Source organism: Pseudidiomarina marina (assembly GCF_044807045.1).
GTDB lineage: Bacteria > Pseudomonadota > Gammaproteobacteria > Enterobacterales > Alteromonadaceae > Pseudidiomarina > Pseudidiomarina marina.
In genome coordinates, this window is sequence record NZ_CP085233.1 from 175,831 (window position 1) to 198,141 (window position 22,311).

General features: G+C 47.2%; 17 protein-coding genes. 11 read left to right on the forward strand and 6 right to left on the reverse strand.

The window, feature by feature from the left end; genetic code table 11:
- The first annotated feature begins 53 nt into the window (after positions 1 to 53).
- The gene (sthA, locus tag LG272_RS00825) at positions 54 to 1,460 is read left to right on the forward strand and encodes a Si-specific NAD(P)(+) transhydrogenase (RefSeq protein ID WP_126759631.1); all 1,407 of its coding nucleotides are present in this window, start codon (positions 54 to 56) and stop codon (positions 1,458 to 1,460) included.
- Here sthA and envZ read toward each other — a convergent pair.
- From envZ to LG272_RS00845, 4 genes are all read right to left on the reverse strand, one after another.
- Complete coding sequence (envZ, locus tag LG272_RS00830; RefSeq protein WP_126759632.1) at positions 1,457 to 2,794, reverse strand: two-component system sensor histidine kinase EnvZ; 1,338 nt, start codon at positions 2,792 to 2,794, stop codon at positions 1,457 to 1,459. The two genes, sthA and envZ, sit on opposite strands and share 4 nt — an antisense overlap.
- Before the next feature lie 7 nt (positions 2,795 to 2,801).
- On the reverse strand, positions 2,802 to 3,530 hold the full coding sequence (ompR, locus tag LG272_RS00835) for a two-component system response regulator OmpR (protein ID WP_404408990.1): 729 nt from the start codon (positions 3,528 to 3,530) through the stop codon (positions 2,802 to 2,804).
- 93 nt (positions 3,531 to 3,623) lie between these two features.
- Positions 3,624 to 4,601, reverse strand: a complete 978-nt coding sequence (locus LG272_RS00840; RefSeq protein WP_404408992.1) for a GGDEF domain-containing protein — start codon at positions 4,599 to 4,601, stop codon at positions 3,624 to 3,626.
- Entirely contained in the window at positions 4,598 to 5,395 is a 798-nt protein-coding gene (locus tag LG272_RS00845) for an alpha/beta fold hydrolase (protein WP_404408994.1), read from the reverse strand. The genes LG272_RS00840 and LG272_RS00845 overlap by 4 nt, the downstream gene beginning before the upstream one ends.
- A gap of 201 nt (positions 5,396 to 5,596) precedes the next feature.
- Between LG272_RS00845 and LG272_RS00850 the strand changes: the two genes are divergently transcribed.
- The 9 genes from LG272_RS00850 (at position 5,597) to LG272_RS00890 (ending at position 18,442) form a co-directional block, all read left to right on the forward strand.
- Positions 5,597 to 6,073 (forward strand): chemotaxis protein CheW, encoded by a 477-nt coding sequence (locus LG272_RS00850; RefSeq protein WP_404408996.1) that lies wholly within the window; start codon positions 5,597 to 5,599, stop codon positions 6,071 to 6,073.
- Positions 6,070 to 7,533 carry a CheR family methyltransferase gene (locus LG272_RS00855; RefSeq protein WP_404408998.1) on the forward strand — a complete coding sequence of 488 codons (1,464 nt, stop codon included), beginning with the start codon at positions 6,070 to 6,072 and terminating at the stop codon, positions 7,531 to 7,533. The genes LG272_RS00850 and LG272_RS00855 overlap by 4 nt, the downstream gene beginning before the upstream one ends.
- Positions 7,523 to 8,056 carry a chemotaxis protein CheW gene (locus tag LG272_RS00860; protein WP_404409000.1) on the forward strand — a complete coding sequence of 178 codons (534 nt, stop codon included), beginning with the start codon at positions 7,523 to 7,525 and terminating at the stop codon, positions 8,054 to 8,056. The genes LG272_RS00855 and LG272_RS00860 overlap by 11 nt, the downstream gene beginning before the upstream one ends.
- On the forward strand, positions 8,053 to 9,684 hold the full coding sequence (locus LG272_RS00865) for a methyl-accepting chemotaxis protein (protein ID WP_404409002.1): 1,632 nt from the start codon (positions 8,053 to 8,055) through the stop codon (positions 9,682 to 9,684). Before LG272_RS00860 ends, LG272_RS00865 begins: the two co-directional genes overlap by 4 nt.
- An 11-nt stretch (positions 9,685 to 9,695) precedes the next feature.
- Positions 9,696 to 11,801, forward strand: a complete 2,106-nt coding sequence (locus LG272_RS00870) for a response regulator (RefSeq protein ID WP_404409004.1) — start codon at positions 9,696 to 9,698, stop codon at positions 11,799 to 11,801.
- Between the two features lie 9 nt (positions 11,802 to 11,810).
- Complete coding sequence (locus LG272_RS00875) at positions 11,811 to 12,875, forward strand: chemotaxis protein CheB (protein WP_404409006.1); 1,065 nt, start codon at positions 11,811 to 11,813, stop codon at positions 12,873 to 12,875.
- Positions 12,876 to 12,885: 10 nt separating this feature from the next.
- Positions 12,886 to 15,519 carry an EAL domain-containing protein gene (locus LG272_RS00880; protein WP_404409008.1) on the forward strand — a complete coding sequence of 878 codons (2,634 nt, stop codon included), beginning with the start codon at positions 12,886 to 12,888 and terminating at the stop codon, positions 15,517 to 15,519.
- Positions 15,516 to 15,998 (forward strand): transcription elongation factor GreB, encoded by a 483-nt coding sequence (gene greB / locus LG272_RS00885; protein WP_404409010.1) that lies wholly within the window; start codon positions 15,516 to 15,518, stop codon positions 15,996 to 15,998. Before LG272_RS00880 ends, greB begins: the two co-directional genes overlap by 4 nt.
- 110 nt (positions 15,999 to 16,108) lie before the next feature.
- Positions 16,109 to 18,442, forward strand: a complete 2,334-nt coding sequence (locus LG272_RS00890) for a Tex family protein (RefSeq protein WP_404409012.1) — start codon at positions 16,109 to 16,111, stop codon at positions 18,440 to 18,442.
- 58 nt (positions 18,443 to 18,500) lie between these two features.
- Here the strand turns inward: LG272_RS00890 and LG272_RS00895 are convergent, their stop codons facing one another.
- Positions 18,501 to 19,667, reverse strand: coding sequence for an acyl-CoA desaturase (locus LG272_RS00895; protein WP_404409014.1), 1,167 nt, complete (start codon positions 19,665 to 19,667; stop codon positions 18,501 to 18,503).
- Between the two features lie 181 nt (positions 19,668 to 19,848).
- On the opposite strand from LG272_RS00895, the gene fabR reads away from it, so the two are divergent.
- Positions 19,849 to 20,481, forward strand: a complete 633-nt coding sequence (gene fabR / locus LG272_RS00900; RefSeq protein WP_126759637.1) for an HTH-type transcriptional repressor FabR — start codon at positions 19,849 to 19,851, stop codon at positions 20,479 to 20,481.
- Here the strand turns inward: fabR and LG272_RS00905 are convergent.
- The gene (locus LG272_RS00905; RefSeq protein WP_404409016.1) at positions 20,438 to 22,216 is read right to left on the reverse strand and encodes an SLC13 family permease; all 1,779 of its coding nucleotides are present in this window, start codon (positions 22,214 to 22,216) and stop codon (positions 20,438 to 20,440) included. The two genes, fabR and LG272_RS00905, sit on opposite strands and share 44 nt — an antisense overlap.
- Between the last annotated feature and the right edge of the window lie 95 nt (positions 22,217 to 22,311).

The following is a 22,311-nucleotide window of genomic DNA, read 5'->3' on the forward strand; positions in this document are numbered from 1 at the left end:
TTTCGTTACTATAACGGCAAAGAAGCAAGCGGTACAACCAGAAGGAGCATTTGATGAGTCAGGCAGATCTGCAATTTGATGCTGTAGTGATAGGCAGTGGCCCAGGCGGCGAAGGTGCCGCTATGCAACTAGCAAAAAATGGCCGCAAAGTTGCCATGGTCGAAAAGCACAGCTCCATCGGTGGTGGCTGCACGCACTGGGGAACCATTCCATCGAAAGCGTTGCGCCATTCGGTTAGTCGACTCATTGAATATAATGCCAACCCGCTGTTTGCCGCCGAGCGCATTCAACGCGGCCTCACCTTTGCCGAAATTTTGAAGCATGCGCAAGGAGTGATTCGCAAGCAAGTTCGGTTGCGCAGTAGTTTTTACGAGCGCAATGGCGTTACCGTTATTCACGGTACTGCTTCGTTTGAAAATGCCAATCGTCTTAAAATTACGCAAGCCGATGGGACGCTTGAGTATATAACCACAAAGCAGGTGGTTATCGCCACCGGTTCACGGCCATACCATCCACCTGATGTCGATTTCTCGCATGCTCGCCTATATGACTCCGATACCGTACTTAATCTTGAACACGAGCCGCGCAGCATTATTATTTACGGTGCCGGTGTTATCGGTTGTGAGTACGCGAGTATTTTTCGTGGCTTAGGGGTAAAAGTCGATTTAATTAACACCCGGGAGCGGCTGCTGAGCTTTCTCGATGCAGAAATTTCCGATGCGCTGAGCTATCACTTACGCAATAGTGGTGTGGTCATACGTCACAATGAAGAATATGAGCGCATTGAAGGCCATGCCGATGGTGTCACTTTATATACGAAATCAGGCAAACGCATTGATGCCGACTGCTTATTATTCGCTAACGGTCGCTCGGGTAATATCGAAACACTCAACGTTAACGCGGTTGGCCTAAAACCGAATCACCGCGGCCAACTTGAAGTAAATAATCACTATCAAACCAAAACAGATAATATCTACGCTGTTGGCGATATTATCGGCTATCCGTCATTAGCCAGCGCGGCCTATGATCAAGGCCGGATTTGTGCCACAGCGATGCTTGATGGTGAGTGCGATCAACGCCTTATTAGCGATATTCCAACTGGCATTTACACTATTCCGGAGATTAGTTCGGTAGGTAAAACCGAAGAAGAACTCACCGCACAAAAAGTTCCTTATGAAGTGGGTCGCGCGCAGTTTAAACACTTGGCTCGTGCGCAAATTTCAAATATGGCCGTTGGTAGCTTGAAGATTCTATTCCATCGCGAAACCAATGAAGTGCTGGGAATTCATTGCTTTGGCGAGCGTGCGGCGGAAATTATTCATATCGGTCAGGCCATAATGGAGCAAAAAGGGGCTGGCAATACTATTGAGTATTTCGTTAATACTACCTTTAATTATCCAACTATGGCCGAAGCTTATCGGGTTGCCGCACTGAATGGCTTAAACCGCGTTCGCGGTTAACTTTGGCCGGTATTGGATTGCGAAGGTATTTCCACCCGAACACATAACCCACCAAGCCGCTGACTGCTACCAAATAGAACGCGGCCATGGTGGCGCTCAACAAGGCGCTTCACAATCGCTAATCCGAGACCTGAACCCTTGGTTGAGCGCGCTTTATCAGCTTGTGTGAATGGTTGCAGTAAGTACTCAATTTGGCTGGCAGGAATGCCTGGGCCATCATCACAAACTTTAATCCACGCCATATGACGTTGCTCGTCATAGCCGGTTTCAATCAAGACCTTCTCATGGCCATAACGCTCGGCATTTTCGAGTAGGTTAAGTAACACGCGTTTAATCGATACCTCACGAACCAGTACTTCTGGCATCTCGTTATAAATCACTTCGATTTTGCTGTGCCATGAATCTGGTACGTGAGCGACAACATCTTCAACAATGTAGTTTAGATTCTGTTGGTCGTTATCAGCTGATGTATCGCTGCGAACATAATCAATAAACTGGTCAATAATGGCGTTCATATCATCGATATCGCTGATGATTCCCTCCGCCAAGTAATCTTCGCTTGGCGGCATCATTTCTGTCGCTAAGCGAATGCGCGTCAACGGTGTCCGTAAGTCGTGAGACACGCCGGCCATAAGCAATGCTCGGTCTTGCTCAAGTTGTTTCACGCCTTGCGTCATTTGGTTAAAGGCTCGAGTCACCGCAATAATTTCGCTAGAGCCTCGCTCGGGTAAATCGTCAGGATAATCGCCCTGCCCAATTTTCTTTGCCGCCGCCTCTAAAGCCTTCAGCGGACGGTTTTGCCAATTGGTAAACACCATGCCGCCAAAGACACTCAATGCACCAATAAGTACCAAATAAAATAGTAATGGTGAGAAGCGCGCTTCGTCGAAGCTATCAAGTTGAATGACTAACCAATAGCCCGGTAGACTCTCGGTGCGTATCCAGACGCGATAAGCATCGCCCTGAGAAATACGCACTTCGGTATTGGCCTGCAATAAGTCTGAGAGTTGTGCAGATAAGAAATTATAGGTCGTCGTTTGCGCAAGACCATAATCAAGCGCTTTGTCTTCGCTAATGCCCTCAATGCCAGTTGCGTCGGTATATCGCATAACCAAGCGTTGCTGTTGCTCAGGAGAAATTTCCGACTCATTCAACCATTGATCGAGCGCCATAATCCCTTGCACCTGCCGAGCGACCACACTGCTAATTTGCTGCATGCTCGGCTTCACCACATACAAGCCAATCATGATGTAGGAAACAACTTGGTTGATTAGCAGCAGAACTGCAATCAGCGCCACAGTGCGCGCAAACGCTGATCGAGGGAAAAGTCTCATAGTTGGCTTATTTACCGGAATCTTTGCCGTCTGGAACAAACACGTAACCTAAACCCCAAACGGTTTGAATGTAACGTGGGCTTGCTGGGTCAGCTTCAAGCATGCGACGCAGGCGTGAAACTTGCACATCGATACTGCGCTCCAATGCACTATAATCTCGGCCGCGAGCTTGGTTCATCAGTTTGTCACGAGACATCGGTTGCCGCGGATGCGTCACAAGCGCTTTCAGAACGGCAAATTCACCGCTTGTTAGGGGCATGGGTTCGTCACCACGAAACATTTCGCGCGTGCCTAGGTTGAGACGGAATTCACCAAAGCGAATTTCTTCGTCTTCAGCGCTTGGCGCACCAGGTATATCCTTGCCTCGACGTCGCAATACAGCGCGAACCCGCGCTAATAATTCACGCGGGTTAAATGGTTTGGCAAGATAATCATCGGCGCCTAACTCAAGCCCGATAATCCGATCGACTTCGTCACCTTTCGCGGTCAACATCACAATCGGGATCTCGTTATTTTGTTGGCGTAAGCGACGGCAAATCGATAATCCATCTTCACCGGGCAGCATTAAATCGAGAACCATCAAATGAAAGTTCTCACGCTCGAGCAAACGATCCATTTGGTCACTTCCACCGGCTGTGCGCACGTGAAAGCCCTGTTCAGCTAAATAGCGCTCGAGTAAACTTCGAAGACGCGCATCGTCATCGACTACGATGATTTTAAAGGTTTCTTGGCTCATATTTTTTGCTCTTTTAGGCAACTATGTCGGCAGCTATGATGAACTATATGCGAAGCAAATTCTTTTGCCAACAAAGGCTTGTAACGAAAGATTTCAAGCAGACTCAACGCAGTTACGGCCCGCACGTTTTGCTTGGTAAAGTGCTCGGTCAGCGCGCTGTAACACAGATTCTCGGGAATCGTTTGGACGTAGCATGGTAACCCCAATGCTCACTGTCACCGAGCCATGATGCCATTTGGTTGATGCGAGCTTAGTTCGAACCCGTTCCGCGGCTACATAGACACCCTGCTCATCGACACCGGGAAGAACAATGGCAAACTCCTCACCACCAACACGCGCCACCGTATCTACCTCACGCATGAGTGTTTGCAAAATAGTGCCCATTTTGCTCAGCACCTCATCCCCTTTTCCGTGCCCGTGAATATCATTGATTTTCTTGAAGTGATCGATATCGAGTAACATTAATCCAATTGTTATCGATTGACGCTTATGCATTGCCAATTGATATTCCAGCGCTTCCTCGAAACTACGACGGTTTGCCAGTTGCGTTAACTCGTCGGTATGTGCAAGGCGCTGCAACTGATCGTTGAGCCGAATAAGCTGGGCTTGTTTGTCTTCTAACTCTTCACGCGCCAATTGCAGTGCATCCATCGCTTCACGCTGCGCCATTAATGCCTGTTCGGCCTCTTTACGTGCCGCAACCAACTGATCTTCAAATATGAAACGCCGCTGAATTGGCATCAACGCAAAAATGAATACGGGCACGCCATTGGCATGTTCTAATTTGTTGGCATTGATGAGAACAGGAACATCATGCCCTTCGCGATCTCGCAGCCGCAGGTACATTTCCTCAACAATGCCCTGATGTTGTAGAAGAGGAAACACGTGCGTCAAAAAGAATAGTTTCCCCGATCGGGCAAATAGCAGATTAATCGGCTGCCCTATGACTTCATCGCGTTCATAACCTAATAGTTTCAGTAGCATCGTGTTCACTTGCGTGATGATACTGTTACCTTGAATGGTCAAAATTCCAACGGGTGCCTGCTCGACCCACGCATCATCATTAATCATATATTCGCCATAATTGCCTGACTGACCACTTCAGGAGAACTGACATGCGGGTAGTGTCCCGTCGCATTTAATTTTATCAGCTGTGTTTGCGGAATCTTCGTTGCCATATATTGAATAACGGCCTCAGGAACAATGACATCAACATCGCAATACATCAATTTCACTGGTGTTTTCACTTGCGGTAACAGGTCGCGATTATCAGACAAAAATACAACCTCAGCGAATTGCCGAGAAATTTCAGGGTTCGAATTGGCAAAACTATCCCGAAGCTGCTCTGCTAATTCGGGGCGGTGGCTATTCTTCATTACAATCGGCGCCAAATAACCTGCCCATTCAAAATGGTTACGCTCCATCATCGACAGCAACTCGATAATGTCTTCTCGTTCAAAACCACCGTCATAATCAGGATCATTTAAATAACGTGGCGACGGTCCAATCGCAATTATTTGTTGAAACAAATCCGGCCGCTCAATTGATGCCAGCATACCAATCATGCCACTAACTGAGTGGCCAACATACGTAATAGCACCAACATTCAATGACTCAATAACGTCTATCAAATCAGCGACGTAACCGGAAAAATCACAATATTTCTCTTTAGAATAAGCACTGAAGTCGGAGCGACCGCAACCAACATAGTCAAATGTAATCGGAAGAACTTCTTCGGGTAATTGGCTAATCACTGGCAGCCAAATAACTTGATCACAACCGAAGCCATGACCAAAAAGCACAGGAATGCCTTGCTCACGGTGTTTCGTCACGTAATTTCGATGTTTGATGGTGTCGCCTTTCACTGCACTCTCCTAAAGCCCACATGTAAGAAGACTTGCTGTAAATTGCTATTTGTTTAACTCATTGTTTAAGTTAGTCAGTTTATGCTCGATATACCAGTTTTTCTTGTCTTTTTATGGTTTTGGTCTAATCTTAAAGTCTGTTAAAAAACATAGAAGTTACAACAAGTTCGAACTTCTCATTGAGGAATCTCCTTGGTTTCTGTGCTGCCTTTTCAACTTGCCGCGCAACAGTTTGCTGTCCCGCTGGATCACATCATTCGAGTCATCCCTATGCTGCTGCCGACACAACTACCTGGCGCTCCAGACAATATCGCTGGGGTTGTTTCTGTGCATGGCCAAGTGCTACCCGTCGTTGATTTAGCACAGACATGTCGTCAGCCGGAACTCAAGGTGGATCTGTGGACGCCGATGATCTGGTTACACACTTCCAAACGTGAATTATTGATTCCAGTGGCATCGGTCGGCGATATTCTGCAGGTAGAGCCTGAACAGTTTATTGAAGGAAGCCATGCAAGCATCAACAGTTCCATGCTCAACGGAGTGCTTTCGAAAGCTGACCAATTACTCATTATCATGGATATAGACGCCTTGCTGAGTGCCGAGGATGACGCCCAACTGCACCAAGCACTAACTGATTACCTCGATAATTTTCAGTCACAAGAAGAGGAGCCGTTATGAAAACGAACACTGTTCCTCGTGACACCTTGCGCCAAATTCAATCCAAAGCAAAAGAGCAATTTGGTTTAAGTGCCGTTTCATCTCGCCCCGCTGAGCTCTATCGAAAATTAGTTTGGATTGCCAAGCAACAACATATTGAAGAAGTGGATGAGTGGTTGCATATGTTGGCGCAACAACCATGGACTGAAAATTTACGCGAGCAAGTGATTCCAGCCTTTACGGTTGGCGAAACCTATTTCCGCCGAGACCCGAATGCAAGTGAGTGGTTAGCAAAGACATTCTTCCGACAACTTATCGCGAAGCGCCAGCAATCAAAGCGCATCGACTGTTGGAGTGCTGGTTGTTGCACCGGTGAAGAAGCCTATGGCTTGTTGTTTTTAATCAACGAGCTACAACCCGCCGACTTCTCGGTCAATATTGTCGCCACCGACTTAAATCGGGAATTTTTGCGGCAGGCCAGAGCCGGACGTTATCGCCAAGGTTCATTTCGTAGCCCTGCGCCAGATTTTCAAGAACGTTACTTTGCAGCTGAAGACAACGATTGGGTTGTACTCGAAAAATGGCGCAATCGTATTCAATTTGAGCCCTTAAATTTAATTGAATACAAACCACCGTTGGGTCATGCGCCTTTCGATTTAATTCTATGCCGAAACGTATTGATGTATTTCAGCCAGGACGATGCCTGCAAGATTATTCATATGTATATGCGGAACCTTCGTGACGATGGCGTTCTTTTACTTGGCGCGGTTGATGCCAGCCTGGCTGCAACAGCTGGTTATCATGGTTTCTGGGCCGGTGATAATTACGCAGTGTGGGGCAAAACCGACGCTTCAAATCCGAGACTCTCATTAACTGAGCCGTTATCCGAAATTTCTAATCAAGTGTTGAGTTCGGCTGAACCCACACCCAAAATACGACCACTGAGTAAAACAACCGAAGCCGCTTTAGCATCACCAAAACGTCCTTCGGTGGCTAAACCTACCCAAGCGCCAGTACCAACAGCGAACTTACAGCAACAGCTAGAGAACCCAGCGTTAAGTCGCGCTGAAAAAGCCTCAATTTGTATCGAGCTCGCGCAAAAATCTCAACGAGAGAACCGCCTCGATGAAGCTTTATCGTGGTTAACCGAAGCGGTTTCGATACAACCACTTAACGTTCGTGGTCAATTGTTGCTTGGTCAACACTATTTATTCACTCAGCAAGCAACGCTCGCCGCAGATACACTGCACAAAGCGATTTACCTAGATGACCGCAATATCGCTGCACACTTTTATTATGGGCAAGCATGTCAACAGTGCGGCAGAGCAGCTACGGCAATAAAAGCGTTACAACAATGCTTAAAACTCGTGCAAGACTTAGATACTGCGAAAGTCATCGAGGATACCGGTGAGCTGAGTGCGGGACACATACAGAAATTGGCAGAGCAATTAATCCATTCGGGAGTGACTTATGCAGATTGATAGTTCGCTCATTGAAGCTCTCCAGGCACGCAGTACCGAGTTTGCGAAACGACCCGAACAGCGCATTGCAAGCGAGCAACTGCAGCTGCTTCATTTTTTAATTGACCAAGAATTTTATGCCCTTGAGCAAAACTTCGTGCGTGAAGTCGTGCCACTGAGGCGCTGGTCGCGAATACCAACTGCGCCAGATTGGATACGCGGCATTACTGCTGTGCGCGGGCGGGTGATTCCCGTCATCGATTTACGTCGATTATTCGGGCTTGATCAGCACAACTTATCCGACAAAAACTTTTTACTTATTCTTCATTATCAAAACCATGAAATTGGCATATTAGTTGATCGTATTCACGGTTTTCAAAGCGTGAATAAAAACGATATTCGCGCGGCAGAATCCATTGCCAATGGCGTACCAATTCAATTTATTCAAGGCTTTTTACCATCCAGTGGCGACGCGAAGAAACGCCAAGTGATGCTTGATGGTAGTGCTTTGCTACGTGATTTAACTGGGAGAGAACTATCATGACGCATCAAGGAACACGAATAAATATCGGCACCAAACTGCTGCTGTCGTTTCTACTCATTATAAGTGTGGGTATTGGTGCTTTGTATATCGCAAGCCAAGGGCTTTCATCGTATCAATCGAATAGCGCCGACTTCACTAATCGCTTCCAGCGTATTTTGTTGATTCAGGATATCGAGCTTTACAGTCGTCGTTATGAAGTCGCCATGACAACCCTGAAGACATCGCCCGACGCCAGCGCCGATGTTTTAGCACTTATTGCCCAGTACAATAATACAACTGACAATGTCACTTCGGAATTGCAACAGCTTAATGCAGTTAGCGACGAAGTTCGTGTAGCTACAAGCGATTTCATCACAACCTTTAAAACCTATAAACAAGCCATCAATGAGCAGTTTGTGCGTCAGTTACAGAATGAGCCATCTGATGCCATGTTGGCTAATATTACCTCGCAATCGGCTTCATTTAATGAGCGTTTAGGTCAACAAGCAGATGAGGTAGAAGCGTTAATTGAGAAAAATCTCTACAACGCGCAAGTGATACTTGATAACGAGTACCAAGAACTAACTCAGTTTTTATGGGCTGCGGTTGTCTTTTTGATCGGTGCTGGGATATTACTAACCTATGGCCTAACCCGCCATATTGCACGGCCACTGTCGCAGTTAACCCTCGTTGCAGAGAATATTAGTAAGGGGCGCTTACCAGAACAAATTGAAGTGAGTGGGCGTAACGATGAGGTGGGTCGACTCAGTTTCGCCTTTGCGGATATGAGCGCCTATTTACGAGAATTGGTCGAAGAACTTAATGACGGTATCAATGTTTTGGCCACTTCCAGCGAAGAAATTCTCACCGTTACCACTAAAGTTGCAGCAAGCACCCAAGAAACAGCCACTGCGATTAGTGAAATAGCGACCACGATTGAGGAAGTGAAACAAACCGCCAATGTCTCTGGCGAGAAATCCAAAGCGGTTTTGGAAAGCACTAAGAAAACGCGAGCTGAGGCTCAGCATGGCCGTCAATCGGTAGAAGAAACACTCGCCAGCATGGCTGAAATTCGTGAACAAATGCAGGCCGTGGCCTCAAGTATTATGCGCTTGGGTGAGCAAAGCCAAGCGATTGGTGAAATTGTCGCCTCAGTTGGTGAGCTCGCCGAAAAATCGAACCTCTTGGGAGTTAATGCCAGCATTGAGGCAGCCAAAGCCGGTGAAGCTGGTAAAGGCTTCGCCATCGTTGCGCAAGAGGTTAAGGCGCTTGCCGATCAGTCCAAAGATTCAACCGTGCAAGTACGCTCAATACTAGGCGAAATTCAGCGTGCCATGAATAAAGCGGTGATGCTTGCTGAGCAGAGCTCAAAAGCCGTTGAAGGTGGCTACGAGCAGGCACAAACCAGTGGTGAAGTGATTCAAACTCTGGGTTCGCGCATTGAAGAAAATAGCGAAATTGCGACACAAATTGTCACTTCAAGCCAACAGCAAAACATCGGTATGGATCAAATTGCACAGGCCATGGAGAATATCCGACAGGCATCGCAAGATAACGTATCTGGTGCTCATCAAGTGGATGAAGCCGCGAAAAGCCTGAATCAGTTGGGCCAAAAGCTGCAAAGCCTTGCTGCGCGCTTTAAGTTATAAGATACATCATTATGCCAATTGATCGCGAAGCACTGCGTCGTAAGTTGCAAGAAAGCTTTTTCGTAGAGGCGAAAGAGCGCTTGCAAGCCATCGATGAAATTCATAGTGAGTGGATGCAGCACAGTATCAGCAGCCAGTCGATTGAATCATTGTTTCGTGAAGTGCACAGCCTAAAGGGCGCTGCTCGCGCAGCGGGGCTGCATGAGCAGGAAGCTCTTTGTCATGACTGGGAGCATTTGCTGGCACAAGCGCGTCACAATCCCGACTTACTCTCTGATGATAAAGTACGTTGGTCAATGCAGCAGCATGCTGAACTACAAAAGCTATGTCATTCGATTGTTGATACCCCCTCAACGCAAGTACAAGTTGCGCCTCACGAGCCTAAATCATCTGCGAAAGGCACGGTTCGCGTCAATCAGCAGCAACTTGACGAGCTCTTGCACAGCACCAACACCATAAAACAAGTGCAGCAGCAACTCAGTACGCTGCAGCGTAAGTTGCACTCACAAATTCGTTCGCGCGATGTCGACATGCAACGCCACCAGCGCTCGGACTCTGTTGTTCAGCAATTACATGGCCTATTACCAAAATTCAGTGCGCAACAGCAAAGCTTAGTGCGCGAGTTACTCAGCTATGCCGATTGGGCGCAGGTTCAATTTCGCCATCATCACGATAAATTGATTGAGCAAAATCGCGAATTGAGCGAGTTAGCTCAGCAGCTCCGTCGTGACGTTGACACCATGCATGAACAACTTGAAGAAATTCTATTACAGCCGGCGGCGCGGCTACTTGATGGTGCCGCCGCAATGGTGCGCGATTTAGCCGATAATGCCCATAAAACCATTGAGTTTGTGAGCTTTGTCGATGACATCCAAATCGATAAGCGCATGATTGACGAACTGCGCCCTGTCGTCACTCACATGCTACGTAATGCTGTTGACCATGGCATTGTGAACCGCGGCGTGATCAACGTGCGTTTGCACGCATCTATGGCGGGTCGATTTGAGTTGACCATCAGCGATAACGGGCGCGGTATTGATATTGAAAAGCTCTATCAAGTGGCGCTTAAGCAAGGCGCTATTTCGCCGGAGAAAAAGAATCTATCCGAACGTGATAAGCAACTGTTGATGTTCGCCAGTGGTGTTTCGACCAGCGATATGATCACTGAGGTTTCCGGACGCGGCATTGGCATGACCATTACGCAGGAAATACTCGAGCGAATTGGCGGCAAGTTAAAAATTCAGAGTAAACCGGGGCAAGGCACTCAGTTTGTTATCGACCTGCCGACATCCATGTCAACGTTCCAAGCCGTTGTGGTGCGCTGCGAAGATGACACCTATGCACTGCCTGCCTTAAGTGTGGATGAATGTATTCGGGTTAGCGAGCAGGACATCACTTCCGTGAAAGGTCACCCGACTATTGAATACCGCAACCAACAACTCGCCATTATTTTTCTTCGTGACGTGCTTGGTTATTCGCGCTCAACTCAATCACAAGATTCGTACAACATTGTGATTATTCATGTGCATCAAGAAAGTATTGCGCTTTGTGTGGATGAGTTGATTGGTGATCAAGAACTGACCGTGAAGCCTCTTGGCGCACCGCTACACACAGTGCAGTTAATTATGGGCGCAGCGGAAGATAGTCGCGGCTATCTCACCCCAATCATTAATCCTAATGACATATTACGGATTATTCGTCTGCAGTCGCCGAGTCAGCATATTGCTAGCGAGCGTTCGCAACGGGTACATAAGCAAGGTCGTATATTAGTGGTTGACGATTCGTTTACGTCGCGCGGTTTATTAAAATCAATTATCGAAGCAGCCGGATATCTCGTCACAACGGCTAACGATGGCCATGAAGCTTGGAATATACTAAAGCAAAATGAATTTGATTTACTCGTATCAGATATCGAAATGCCGAAAATGGACGGTTTTGTACTCACCAGTAAGGTGCGAGCTGACCATGCACTCAATTCGTTACCTGTGATTCTAGTGACTGCGTTGCAGTCGCCAGAAGACCAAACCCGCGGCTTGGAAGCCGGTGCCAATGCCTACTTAGTAAAAAGTAGCTTTGAACAAGACAGTCTGCTCGATGCTATCGCGCGACTCATATAGGACATAGACATGAACATTTTGGTGGTGGATGATTCACGCGTTGTACGCCTGTTACTGCGAGAAGTTTTTCAGCAACACGGTTATCGCGTATTTGAAGCTGAGAGCGGCGAGCAAGCACTTGAAATGGTGCAAAAAGAGCATATCGATATTATTACTATGGATGTGCATATGCCGGGCATCAATGGCTTCGAAACCACCGAACGTATTCTTGAGTTACGCGGTATTCCGATTATTATCTTGAGTGCCAGCACTAGCGTTTCGAGTAATCAAGCAGCCATTCGTGCATTAGAGGCCGGAGCATTGGCTATTCTAGAGAAGCCGGAGAATCCGCTTGCTGAAAACTTTGATAGCCAAATTGACGAGTTGACGCGCACGGTGCGTATTATGCGTGAAGTGCGAGTGATTCGCCGGCGTCGGAAAACAACTGCGGCAGCCAGCAAAAATGAACTCAATGAAAAACTGCAAACGGATATTGCTGAGCTGCAGCCGAAAGTGGTGATTATTGCGGCATCTGCTGGCGGTCCCGGTGTGCTTAAAGAAATTCTCAGTACCATCAAAGCGCCGTTCCCATTACCGATTGTGCTCATTCAACACATTGCTCCTGGGTTTTCCGATAGCTTTATCAATTGGCTACAACGCTATACCGGAATGGAAATTCGCTTGGCGGCTAATCATCAGTCACTAAAACCAAATCAAGTGATTATTCCGCCAGACAATTATCAGCTGGCATTTTCTGCTACGCAGAATGTGTATTTGACCGAGCGCACAGCCAACCATCCGATCTGCCCATCAGCCGATATTACGATGCAAAGTGCCGCAAGAACATTCCAGCACACCGCCATTGGAATTCAGCTTTCCGGAATGGGAAAAGACGGTGCAATCGGCATTCAAATGTTGCACCAAGTTGGTGCAATCACGCTTGCACAGAAACCACAGTCTGCCACTATCGCCTCAATGCCTGAAGCTGCGATAAGAACAGGTGCCGTTTCTCACATTCTAACGCCAGCGGAAATTGGCGCTATGCTTAATAAAATTGCTGAACAAGTTCAGCAAGAGTTACAAATAGAGGAATGAGGCAGTTTTGATGAAATTGGACGCACACATACTCGTCGTTGAAGACAGTCCCACTCAAGCAGCGGAGCTGCAGTTTTTACTTGAATCAAATGGCTGCGAAGTCACGCTTGCCCGCAATGGACAAGAAGCACTGCGCGCGCTCGACCAGTTTCGTCCAACACTGGTATTAAGCGATATCGTCATGCCAGAAATGGATGGCTACACACTATGTCGTCACATCAAACAGAAAAAACAATGGGTCGATATTCCAGTTATTCTGGTGACGGCGTTAGCTGATCCGCGCGATGTGATTCGCGGGCTCACCTCTGGCGCCGATAACTTCATTGTTAAGCCTTTTAGTGAAAAATACTTACTCTCACGAATTCAATACTTTTTGATTAACAATGAACTGCGTTCGCACGAACGTATGCAACTTGGCTTTGAAGTATTGCTTGATGGCGAGCGTCACTTTATTACATCGTCGCGCCAGCAAATTCTCGATTTGTTGATTTCAACCTACGAACAAGGTATTCGCCTCAATACTGAACTGCGCGAGAAACATGATGAATTAGCGCGTTCCAATACGTTATTAAACAACCTTTATGCATTTGCTAGCCAAATGACCACCACGCAAACCACTGAAGAAGTGGTAGAGCAAGCACTCGGTGCGCTGATCAAATTTAATGGCATCGAGAGTGTATGGCTAACCTTGCAGCAGCCTGAGAATCCTAAACAATTCAAAGAGGTTGCGCGGTTGGGTAGCGCCAACTACCCCACTAAATACGCGGCTGAAATTCCATTGATATTGGATGGTGAGCCGCTGGGCAACCTGTATATTGGTCAGCGTAATCAACAGCTTTGGCAAACGGAAATGCTCGATGCGTTTACCGCCATTGGCCGTCAATTAGCTCTGTGCCTTGGTCGCGCACGTTTATTTGAAGGTCTTGAAGATCTTGTCGACAAACGAACCTCAGCACTCATGCAGAGCGAAGCGAATATGCGTATGCGAACGCGCGCTATTGAAGCGAGTTCAAACGCCATTCTGATTACCGAGAATACGCCCGAACAACCTACTATTTATGTGAATGCTGCCTTTGAGCGAATTACAGGCTATAGCGCAGACGAAATCATTGGTAAGAACTGCCGACTGTTGCAAGGCAAAGACACCAATCCTGGTGATGTTGAACGCATTCGCCGCGCCGTACAAAATGGCGAGCAAGGTACGTCATTACTGCTGAATTATCGCAAAGACGGTTCGCCATTTTGGAATGAACTCACTATTGCGCCAGTTGAAGACGAATATGGCAAAATCACACATTTTGTCGGCGAAGTTCGCGATATGACCGAGTACAAACGCTACCAAGAAGAGCTCGAACGTCAGGCTAATTTTGATAGCTTAACCGGATTACCAAATCGCAACTTGTTTGCCGACCGTCTGCAACAAAGTATTGCGCATGCAACTGAGGACAATGAGCAATTTGCTGTCGCCTACTTCGACATTGATAACTTCAAAGTGATCAATGATAGTTTGGGCCATGAAGTTGGCGATGCCTTGTTAAAATCCATCGCCGAGCGCTTAACGTCGCGTATTGATGCGACGGATACTGCGGCGCGCGTTGCTGGTGATGACTTTATGCTAATTCTCACTAACGGCAGCTTTGCTGAGTATATACGTGAGATAGAATTGCTACGCCGTGAATTGGCAGAACCGATTCAGCTCGATAACGATAAAATTGAAGTTACTTTCAGTGTTGGTATCTGTATGTTCCCAGACGACGGTACTTCGGTGTCGGTTTTACAACGCAACGCTGACACAGCTATGTACCAAGCGAAACGACTTGGGCGTAATCAACTCTGCCTATTCAAGCCAGAAATGAACCAAGTGGTGCAGCGACGTTTGCAGCTTGAGCAAGCCATGCGCGCAGGCTTACGCAAAAATGAATTTATTGTGTACTACCAACCACAGCAGTGTTTGCGCAAAGAGTGTTTATCGGGCCTTGAGGCGCTAGTGCGCTGGCAACATGACGACAAGATTATTCCGCCAGATGAGTTTATTTCAATGGCTGAACAAAACGGTCTTATCGTTGATCTCGATCTGTATGTGCTCAATGAAGCCTGTACACGGGTGAAAGCTCTACGCAAAGTTTCAGCGGATGCGACCATGGCAATTAACGTTTCATCGCTCACTTTTATGCACGATGACTTTATTCAGCGTTTTGATGAAACATTAAAAGCGAATGGCGTTAAACCAAATACGATAAAGCTCGAAGTGACTGAATCAATTTTAATTGGGAATTCTGATGATGCGCTGAAGCGAATGCAGTTGTTGAAGAAAAAGGGCGTAACGTTTTCAATTGACGACTTCGGTACTGGCTATTCATCACTCGCCTATTTGAAGCGATTCCCGTTCTCACAGCTCAAAATTGACCGCTCGTTCGTCAGTGATGTCCATGAAGACGCCGACAGCGCTGCGCTTGTTCGCTCGATGATTTCAATGGGTCATAACCTTGGTATTCAGGTCATTGCAGAAGGGGTTGAATCAGAAGCCCATATTGAGTTTTTGAAAAGCGTGGATTGTGATGAAATTCAAGGCTATTTCTTAAGTAAACCGTTACCTTTCGATGAAATTTCTCAGCAGTTCGAAAAGTGGCACAAAGCAGTATGAAAACAAACTTAATCAGCCGTTCAGGCTACCTGCATTTACAGCAGGAGCTCGACCATTTATGGCGCGTTGAGCGTCGCGAAACGACCGAGAAAGTCGCTTGGGCTGCCAGTTTAGGTGATCGCAGTGAAAACGCAGACTACAAATATAATAAACAGAAACTACGGCAAATAGACAAACGTATTCGGTTTTTACGAAAACGTCTTGAGCAACTAAAAATTGTCGATTACTCACCGCAGCAAGACGGCAAAGTGTTTTTTGGTGCAACGGTTACAGTGGAAGATGAGCATGGCGAGCAACGAACCTTTACCATTGCTGGGCCCGATGAAATATATCAACGCGATGACGTCATTTCGATTGATGCGCCAATGGCGCGCGCAGCGCTTGGCAAACAGCTCGATGATGAGTTCACTGTAGTCACGCCAACCGGCCCAAAACTGTGGATTGTAACCAAAATCGATTACATTTTAACACGTTCATAGCCTACATTGGCGCATTTACGCATTCTCTACACCGAAACGCACACAAGCGAGAAACAGCCTGATATACTGGCCCGATTCCTAATTTTGAACACGACGTTATGAGAGAATTTATGAGCTCGATTACTCAGCAAATCGCGAACGAATTAGCGGTAGGTTCGCAGCAAGTACAAGCTGCTATCGCGCTATTAGATGACGGTGCGACAGTACCTTTTATTGCCCGGTACCGAAAAGAAGTTACTGGTGGCCTAGATGACACACAACTGCGAAATTTATCGCAGCGACTTACCTATTTACGCGAGTTAGAAGATCGTCGCGCAGTAATTTTGGGTAGCATCAAAGATCAGGGCAAGCTTACGCCTGAACTTGAGCAAGCGATTCTAGAAACCGCATCAAAAACCGAACTCGAAGATCTATACCTCCCTTATAAACCAAAACGCCGCACCAAAGGCCAAATTGCCATTGAAGCTGGTCTTGAACCGCTTGCCGACGCGCTCTTTGATAACCCAGAACTATCACCAGAGACTGAAGCGCAGAAGTACATTAATGTAGATGCCGGTTTTGCCGACGAAAAAGCGGTACTAGACGGTGCGCGTTTTATTTTGATGGAACGTTTTGCAGAAGATGCATCATTGTTGAAAAAGGTGCGCGATTACTTGTGGAACAACGCCGAAATTACCAGTGCTGTTGCTGCAGGCAAAGAAACCGAAGGAGCGAAGTACCGCGACTACTTTGAATTTAACGAAGCGCTGAAGAAAATTCCTTCGCATCGTGCATTGGCATTATTCCGTGGGCGCAACGAAGGTATTCTGCAACTCAAGTTGAATCCCGATCCGCAACAGGAAGACCCGAAGGCGCGGAGTTATGGTGAGCAGTTAATTGCCGCTCATATTAATTGGCAGGACAAAGGCCGCGCCGCCGATACCTGGTTGCAGCAAACTGTGCAGTGGACTTGGCGAATCAAAATATTGTTGCATATGGAAACCGAGCTATTCGGTTCTGTCCGCGAACGCGCAGAAACAGACGCCATTCAAATTTTTGCCAATAACCTAAAAGACTTGTTAATGGCGGCACCAGCCGGAGACAAAGTGACCATGGGGCTCGACCCAGGTGTACGTACCGGGATTAAAGTCGCTGTGGTCGATAGCACCGGTAAAGTATTGGGAACCAACACGGTGTTTCCGTTCCAGCCGCAAAATCAGGTTGATAAAGCCATGCGCACGCTAGCGGGTATGTGTAAACAACATAAAGTTGAGCTTATCTCGATTGGTAACGGAACGTATTCGCGCGAAACTGACAAGCTTGTTGGCGAAATGCTTAAAGCAAACCCAGAAATTAAAGCCAGTAAAGTGATTGTCAACGAAGCTGGTGCTTCAGTGTACTCTGCCTCGGAGCTAGCCGCACTCGAGTTTCCAGATTTAGACGTATCATTGCGTGGTGCTGTTTCAATTGCACGTCGTTTACAAGACCCGCTCGCTGAACTTGTGAAAATTGAACCCAAATCGATTGGTGTTGGCCAGTATCAGCATGACGTTAGCCAAGCTCAATTAGCTCAGAGCCTTGATGCCGTGGTCGAAGACTGTGTAAACGCCGTTGGAGTGGATTTGAATACCGCATCAGTGGCACTTCTAGCGCGCGTTGCTGGTTTAACCAAAACCTTGGCACAAAACATTGTCGCGCACCGCGATAGTCATGGTCGTTTTGCGACCCGCCAACAATTATTAAAAGTGGCACGGATGGGGCCGAAGTCGTTTGAACAAGCGGCGGGCTTCTTACGCATCATGAACGGTGAGCAACCGCTCGATAGTTCAGCGGTTCACCCTGAAGCGTATCCGGTGGTTGAGCGTATTGCCGCACAAAACCAGAAACAAGTGAGCGAAATCATCGGTGACACGGCATTCTTGAAGCAACTCAACGCGAAAGACTTTACCGATGACACGTTTGGTTTGCCAACAGTGCAAGATATTTTACGCGAATTAGATAAGCCAGGCCGAGACCCTCGCCCTGAGTTCAAAACAGCCAGCTTTAAAGAAGGCGTCGACGATATTAAAGATCTAAAGCCGGGTATGACACTTGAGGGCGTGGTGAGTAACGTTGCCGCCTTTGGTGCATTCGTTGATATCGGTGTACACCAAGATGGCTTAGTGCATGTATCGGCGTTGTCAGATAAGTTCGTTAGTGACCCTCGCGAAATCGTCAAAGCCGGCGATATTGTGAAGGTCAAGGTGTTGGAAGTGGATGTGCCACGTAAACGTATAAGTTTAACCATGCGCCTAACCGATGAGCCAACTGCCGTAGCGCCAAGCCAAGCAAACCAAGCCAAACCTCAAGGCAATAAACCGCGTGGTACTGGCGGCCAATCACGACCGAAATCTGCGGCTCAGCCAGCAGCGAATTCGGCCATGGGCTCAGCCTTCGCTGAAGCATTCGCCAAAGCGAAAAAATAGTGATGAGTAAGCACAAAAAAGCCGACCTCATGGTCGGCTTTTTCTTTGGTGTTTCAGTTTACGCAAGTTGTGGTGCACGCAACGTACGCTGCAATAACTCGTGAAACTCTTGTTTATGTGTTTGAAAAGCAATTCGCATAATTTCTGCTTTCGCCTGCAATTCGGCTAACGTCGGCATATGCATGCTATCTGCCATCGCTTTTGCTTTCGTATCAAGTAACTGTTTGCGAACTTGATAGTACTCGCGCAGTTTTGCCATCATCACATCAAATTCATTATGTAATTTGGCCATCGTTGTTTCGCAAGAAACTTGTGCCTTTGCCGTCGCTTTTTTAAATTGCATTTCTAAGCGAGCTTTCTCAACTTGATAGCCATTCGTGCGCTTCAAGTTGCTGGTCAACCCCACCCAAGAACAAGCTCGGATCAACCATTTCGTCGGATCAAAATGCCACCAACGAATACCGTTTCGATAGTCCGCCGAGAAAATATGATGATAGTTGTGGTAGCCCTCACCAAATGTCAGCAGCGCTAATACGCCGTTGTCACGCGCGGTATTGCGGTCGGTGTAAGTTTGCTTACCCCAAATATGCGCTAACGAGTTGATGAAGAACGTAGTGTGGTGATTAATTACCAAACGGGCAAAGCCAACTAAGATAATCGCTCCCCAAACATCACCAAGCATCAAACCTAAAGCAACTGGCCAACCTATTGAGGTGACCAACGTTAACAACAGATAATTGCGGTGTTGCCACATGACAATTGGGTCTTTCTGCAAATCTTTTGCATTGTCGTAATTACTATAGCGCGATGCCTGATATTCACGCAGCATCCAACCAATGTGCGAGTACCAAAAGCCACGCTTCGCCGAGTATGGATCTTTGTCGTTATCGTCCACGTGTTTGTGATGCTCACGGTGATCGGATGACCAGTGCAAGGCGCTGTTCTGAACAGCTAAGGCCCCGCCAAGAGCAAATAAAATTCTTAGCGACCAATGTGCATCGTAGGCGCGGTGCGCCCATAGACGATGATAACCCGCTGTAATTGAAATACCAGCGAATACGATGGTACCGATTAATCCAGCAATAAGGCCAGCCGAAAAACCGTGCGTCATGCCGTACCATGGTACGCCAATAACACTCACTAAAAAGGTAATGGCAAACACGCTAAGGTTAAGCCAAAGAATTGGGGGTTTTTCAGCGGCTGCTGAAACAGGATGTGACGACATAAATTAACCAACTTAAAAACTAAAAAGAAAATCGCTCGCATTCAGTGAACACGTGTTCGCTCAATTTACCTACCCTTTCTATTGCACGCAAGTAAAATCGTGCAAAAAACGGTGAATTGCGTGAACACACGTTCACTGACATAATCTGTTCGACGACTAAATCAAACAAGAGTTCCATCCTATGGCCGGTGTTCGTGCAGCCCAAAAAGAAAAAACCCGACGCGCCCTTATCCAAGCGGCAATGAATCAGTTGAGTGCGGAACATGGTTATGCCAGTTTAAGTTTGCGTGAAGTGGCTCGTGAGGCAGGTATTGCACCAACATCGTTCTATCGACACTTTCAAAATATGGAAGAATTAGGCTTAACCTTGGTCGATGAAGGTGGACTTACATTGCGCCAATTGTTGCGGCAGTCGCGTCAACAAATTGCCAAAGGCGGATCAATTATTCGTGCGTCGGTGACCACATTTATGGAGTTTGTGACCAATAACACCGCTATTTTTCGTTTATTGCTACAGGAAAAGTCCGGAAATTCACGTGAATTCCGTTTGGCGGTAACGCGAGAAGTTGAACACTTTACCGCTGAATTAGTCGATTACTTAGTGGACGAACAGCAGTTTGAGCGTGAATTGGCTGAGCTGCAAGCCGATGCCATTGTGCGCATTGTATTCAGCGCAGGAGCCGATGCTCTAGACGCTGACGCAAAGGAGCGCCAGCGTTTAACTGAGCAAACCATCGCGCAACTTCGGGTTGTTGCACGTGGCGCAGAAGCTACGCGCCAAGCGGCCAAAACCAAAGAATTAGTGGAACCGTAGCAACACACAATACCAACGTCAGTGGTAAACCGAGCTTCCAATAATCACCAAATCCGTAACCCCCTGGCCCCATAACTAAGATATTAGATTGATGCCCAATTGGGGTGATAAATGGAATAGCCGCACCAATCGCAACCACCATTAAAAATGGGTCAGTAGCGACATTAAGGCCACTGGCCATATTCAATGCAATTGGCGCCATCAATACTGCGGCAGCAGCATTGTTGACAATATTCGATAGAATAACAGTTACAAGCAATAGAATGCTTAAGGCTACCGCTGCCGGGGCATCGCTACTGACTAACAATGCCCAATCCGCAAGCGTCTGAGCTGCACCACTGCGCTCTAACGCCGCACCAAGCGGAATCGTTGCGCCCAACAGCACAACTATTGGCCAGTCGACGTTCTCGTATAATTCGCGCAATGGAATAATATTGCTTAAAACCATCGCACCAGCCGCGGCGGTGAAAGCGACTGGTACCGAGAGAATTCCAAGCGCACTTAGCATGATTGCCACGGCAAAGATTGCCAGCGGCGTAAATAATTTTTTACCGGCACCAATGCGCATGCTGCGTTGCGCCAGCGGAAAACAGCCAAAGCGACGAAATACGTCGGTCAAAATTTCCGCATCGCCCTGTAGTAACAAGACGTCTCCTGGTTTAAAGCGAATATTCGACAAATTCGGCTTTACCGGTTGACCTTGGCGCGCTACCGCTAATACATTCACGCCAAACCGGTGACGAAGGCGCAAGTCTGCTGCAGATCGACCAATCAAACGAGAGTCAGGCCCAACCACGCCCTCGACTACTTGAACTTCATCGGAAATTAAAAAACGGTCGGCTAGTTCTTCATCCGCATTCAACTCGAAGCCAGTTGCATCAATTATTTGTTGTAGCGTCTCTGTATCCGCTTCAATAATCAACACATCATCCGCCTTGATGCGGTAATAGCGCGGTGGCGCTGTCGTTACGGTCTTCCCTTGCTTTATCGCAACAACAGCAAAGTTTTCTTTGATGTTACTTTCCAATTCATACAAGGTTTCACCGACGTGGTTCGCGCCTTCCGGTACCCACAATTCGGTCATGTATGAACTCATATCATAGGGTGAGTTAGCGCTATCTCGACTGTTCGTTTTCGGCACCAGCCACCGACTCGTCAACCACATAAAAACGAGTCCGATAACCGCAAGCGATAGTCCTACTGGGGTGAAATCGAAAATACCAAAGCTTTCACCTAAAGCATCTTCTCGAATATCAGCAATGATAATATTGGGTGGTGTACCAATCATCGTGATGGTACCGCCAAGTAACGAGCCAAAAGCCATCGGCATCAGTACTTTTGAGGCATGCCCTAAGCCGCTACGCGACAACTGCAGCGCAACGGGAATCATTATTGCCATGGTGCCGGTGTTACTGATAAAAGCCGAGCAAAAGGTGGTAATGCTTGTCAGTGCTAACATTTGTATCCACGCTTTATCGCCAACGCGTTTCATCAGTGACGCCAGCGCATCAACCACACCCGAGCGCCACATAGCATGGCTAATTACTAATACCGCCGCAACGGTTATTACCGCGGCATTCCCGAAGCCGGAAAATACCTCGTTGGTCGGTACTAACCCTAACGCAGCCGCTACTAATAAAGCGAACATTGCCACTAAATCATAGCGCCAGCGGTCCCAAACAAACAGGGCCAGAGCCCCAAGTAGAATTGCGCCGATTAATAATTGGTCAACCATGTATCGTCCAAACCTTAAAATGTTGTTAACAGATTGGCGTTATTTCGTGGGAAGTCAATAATTTTGCTGGTAAGATTGGGAAATAATTATGAATA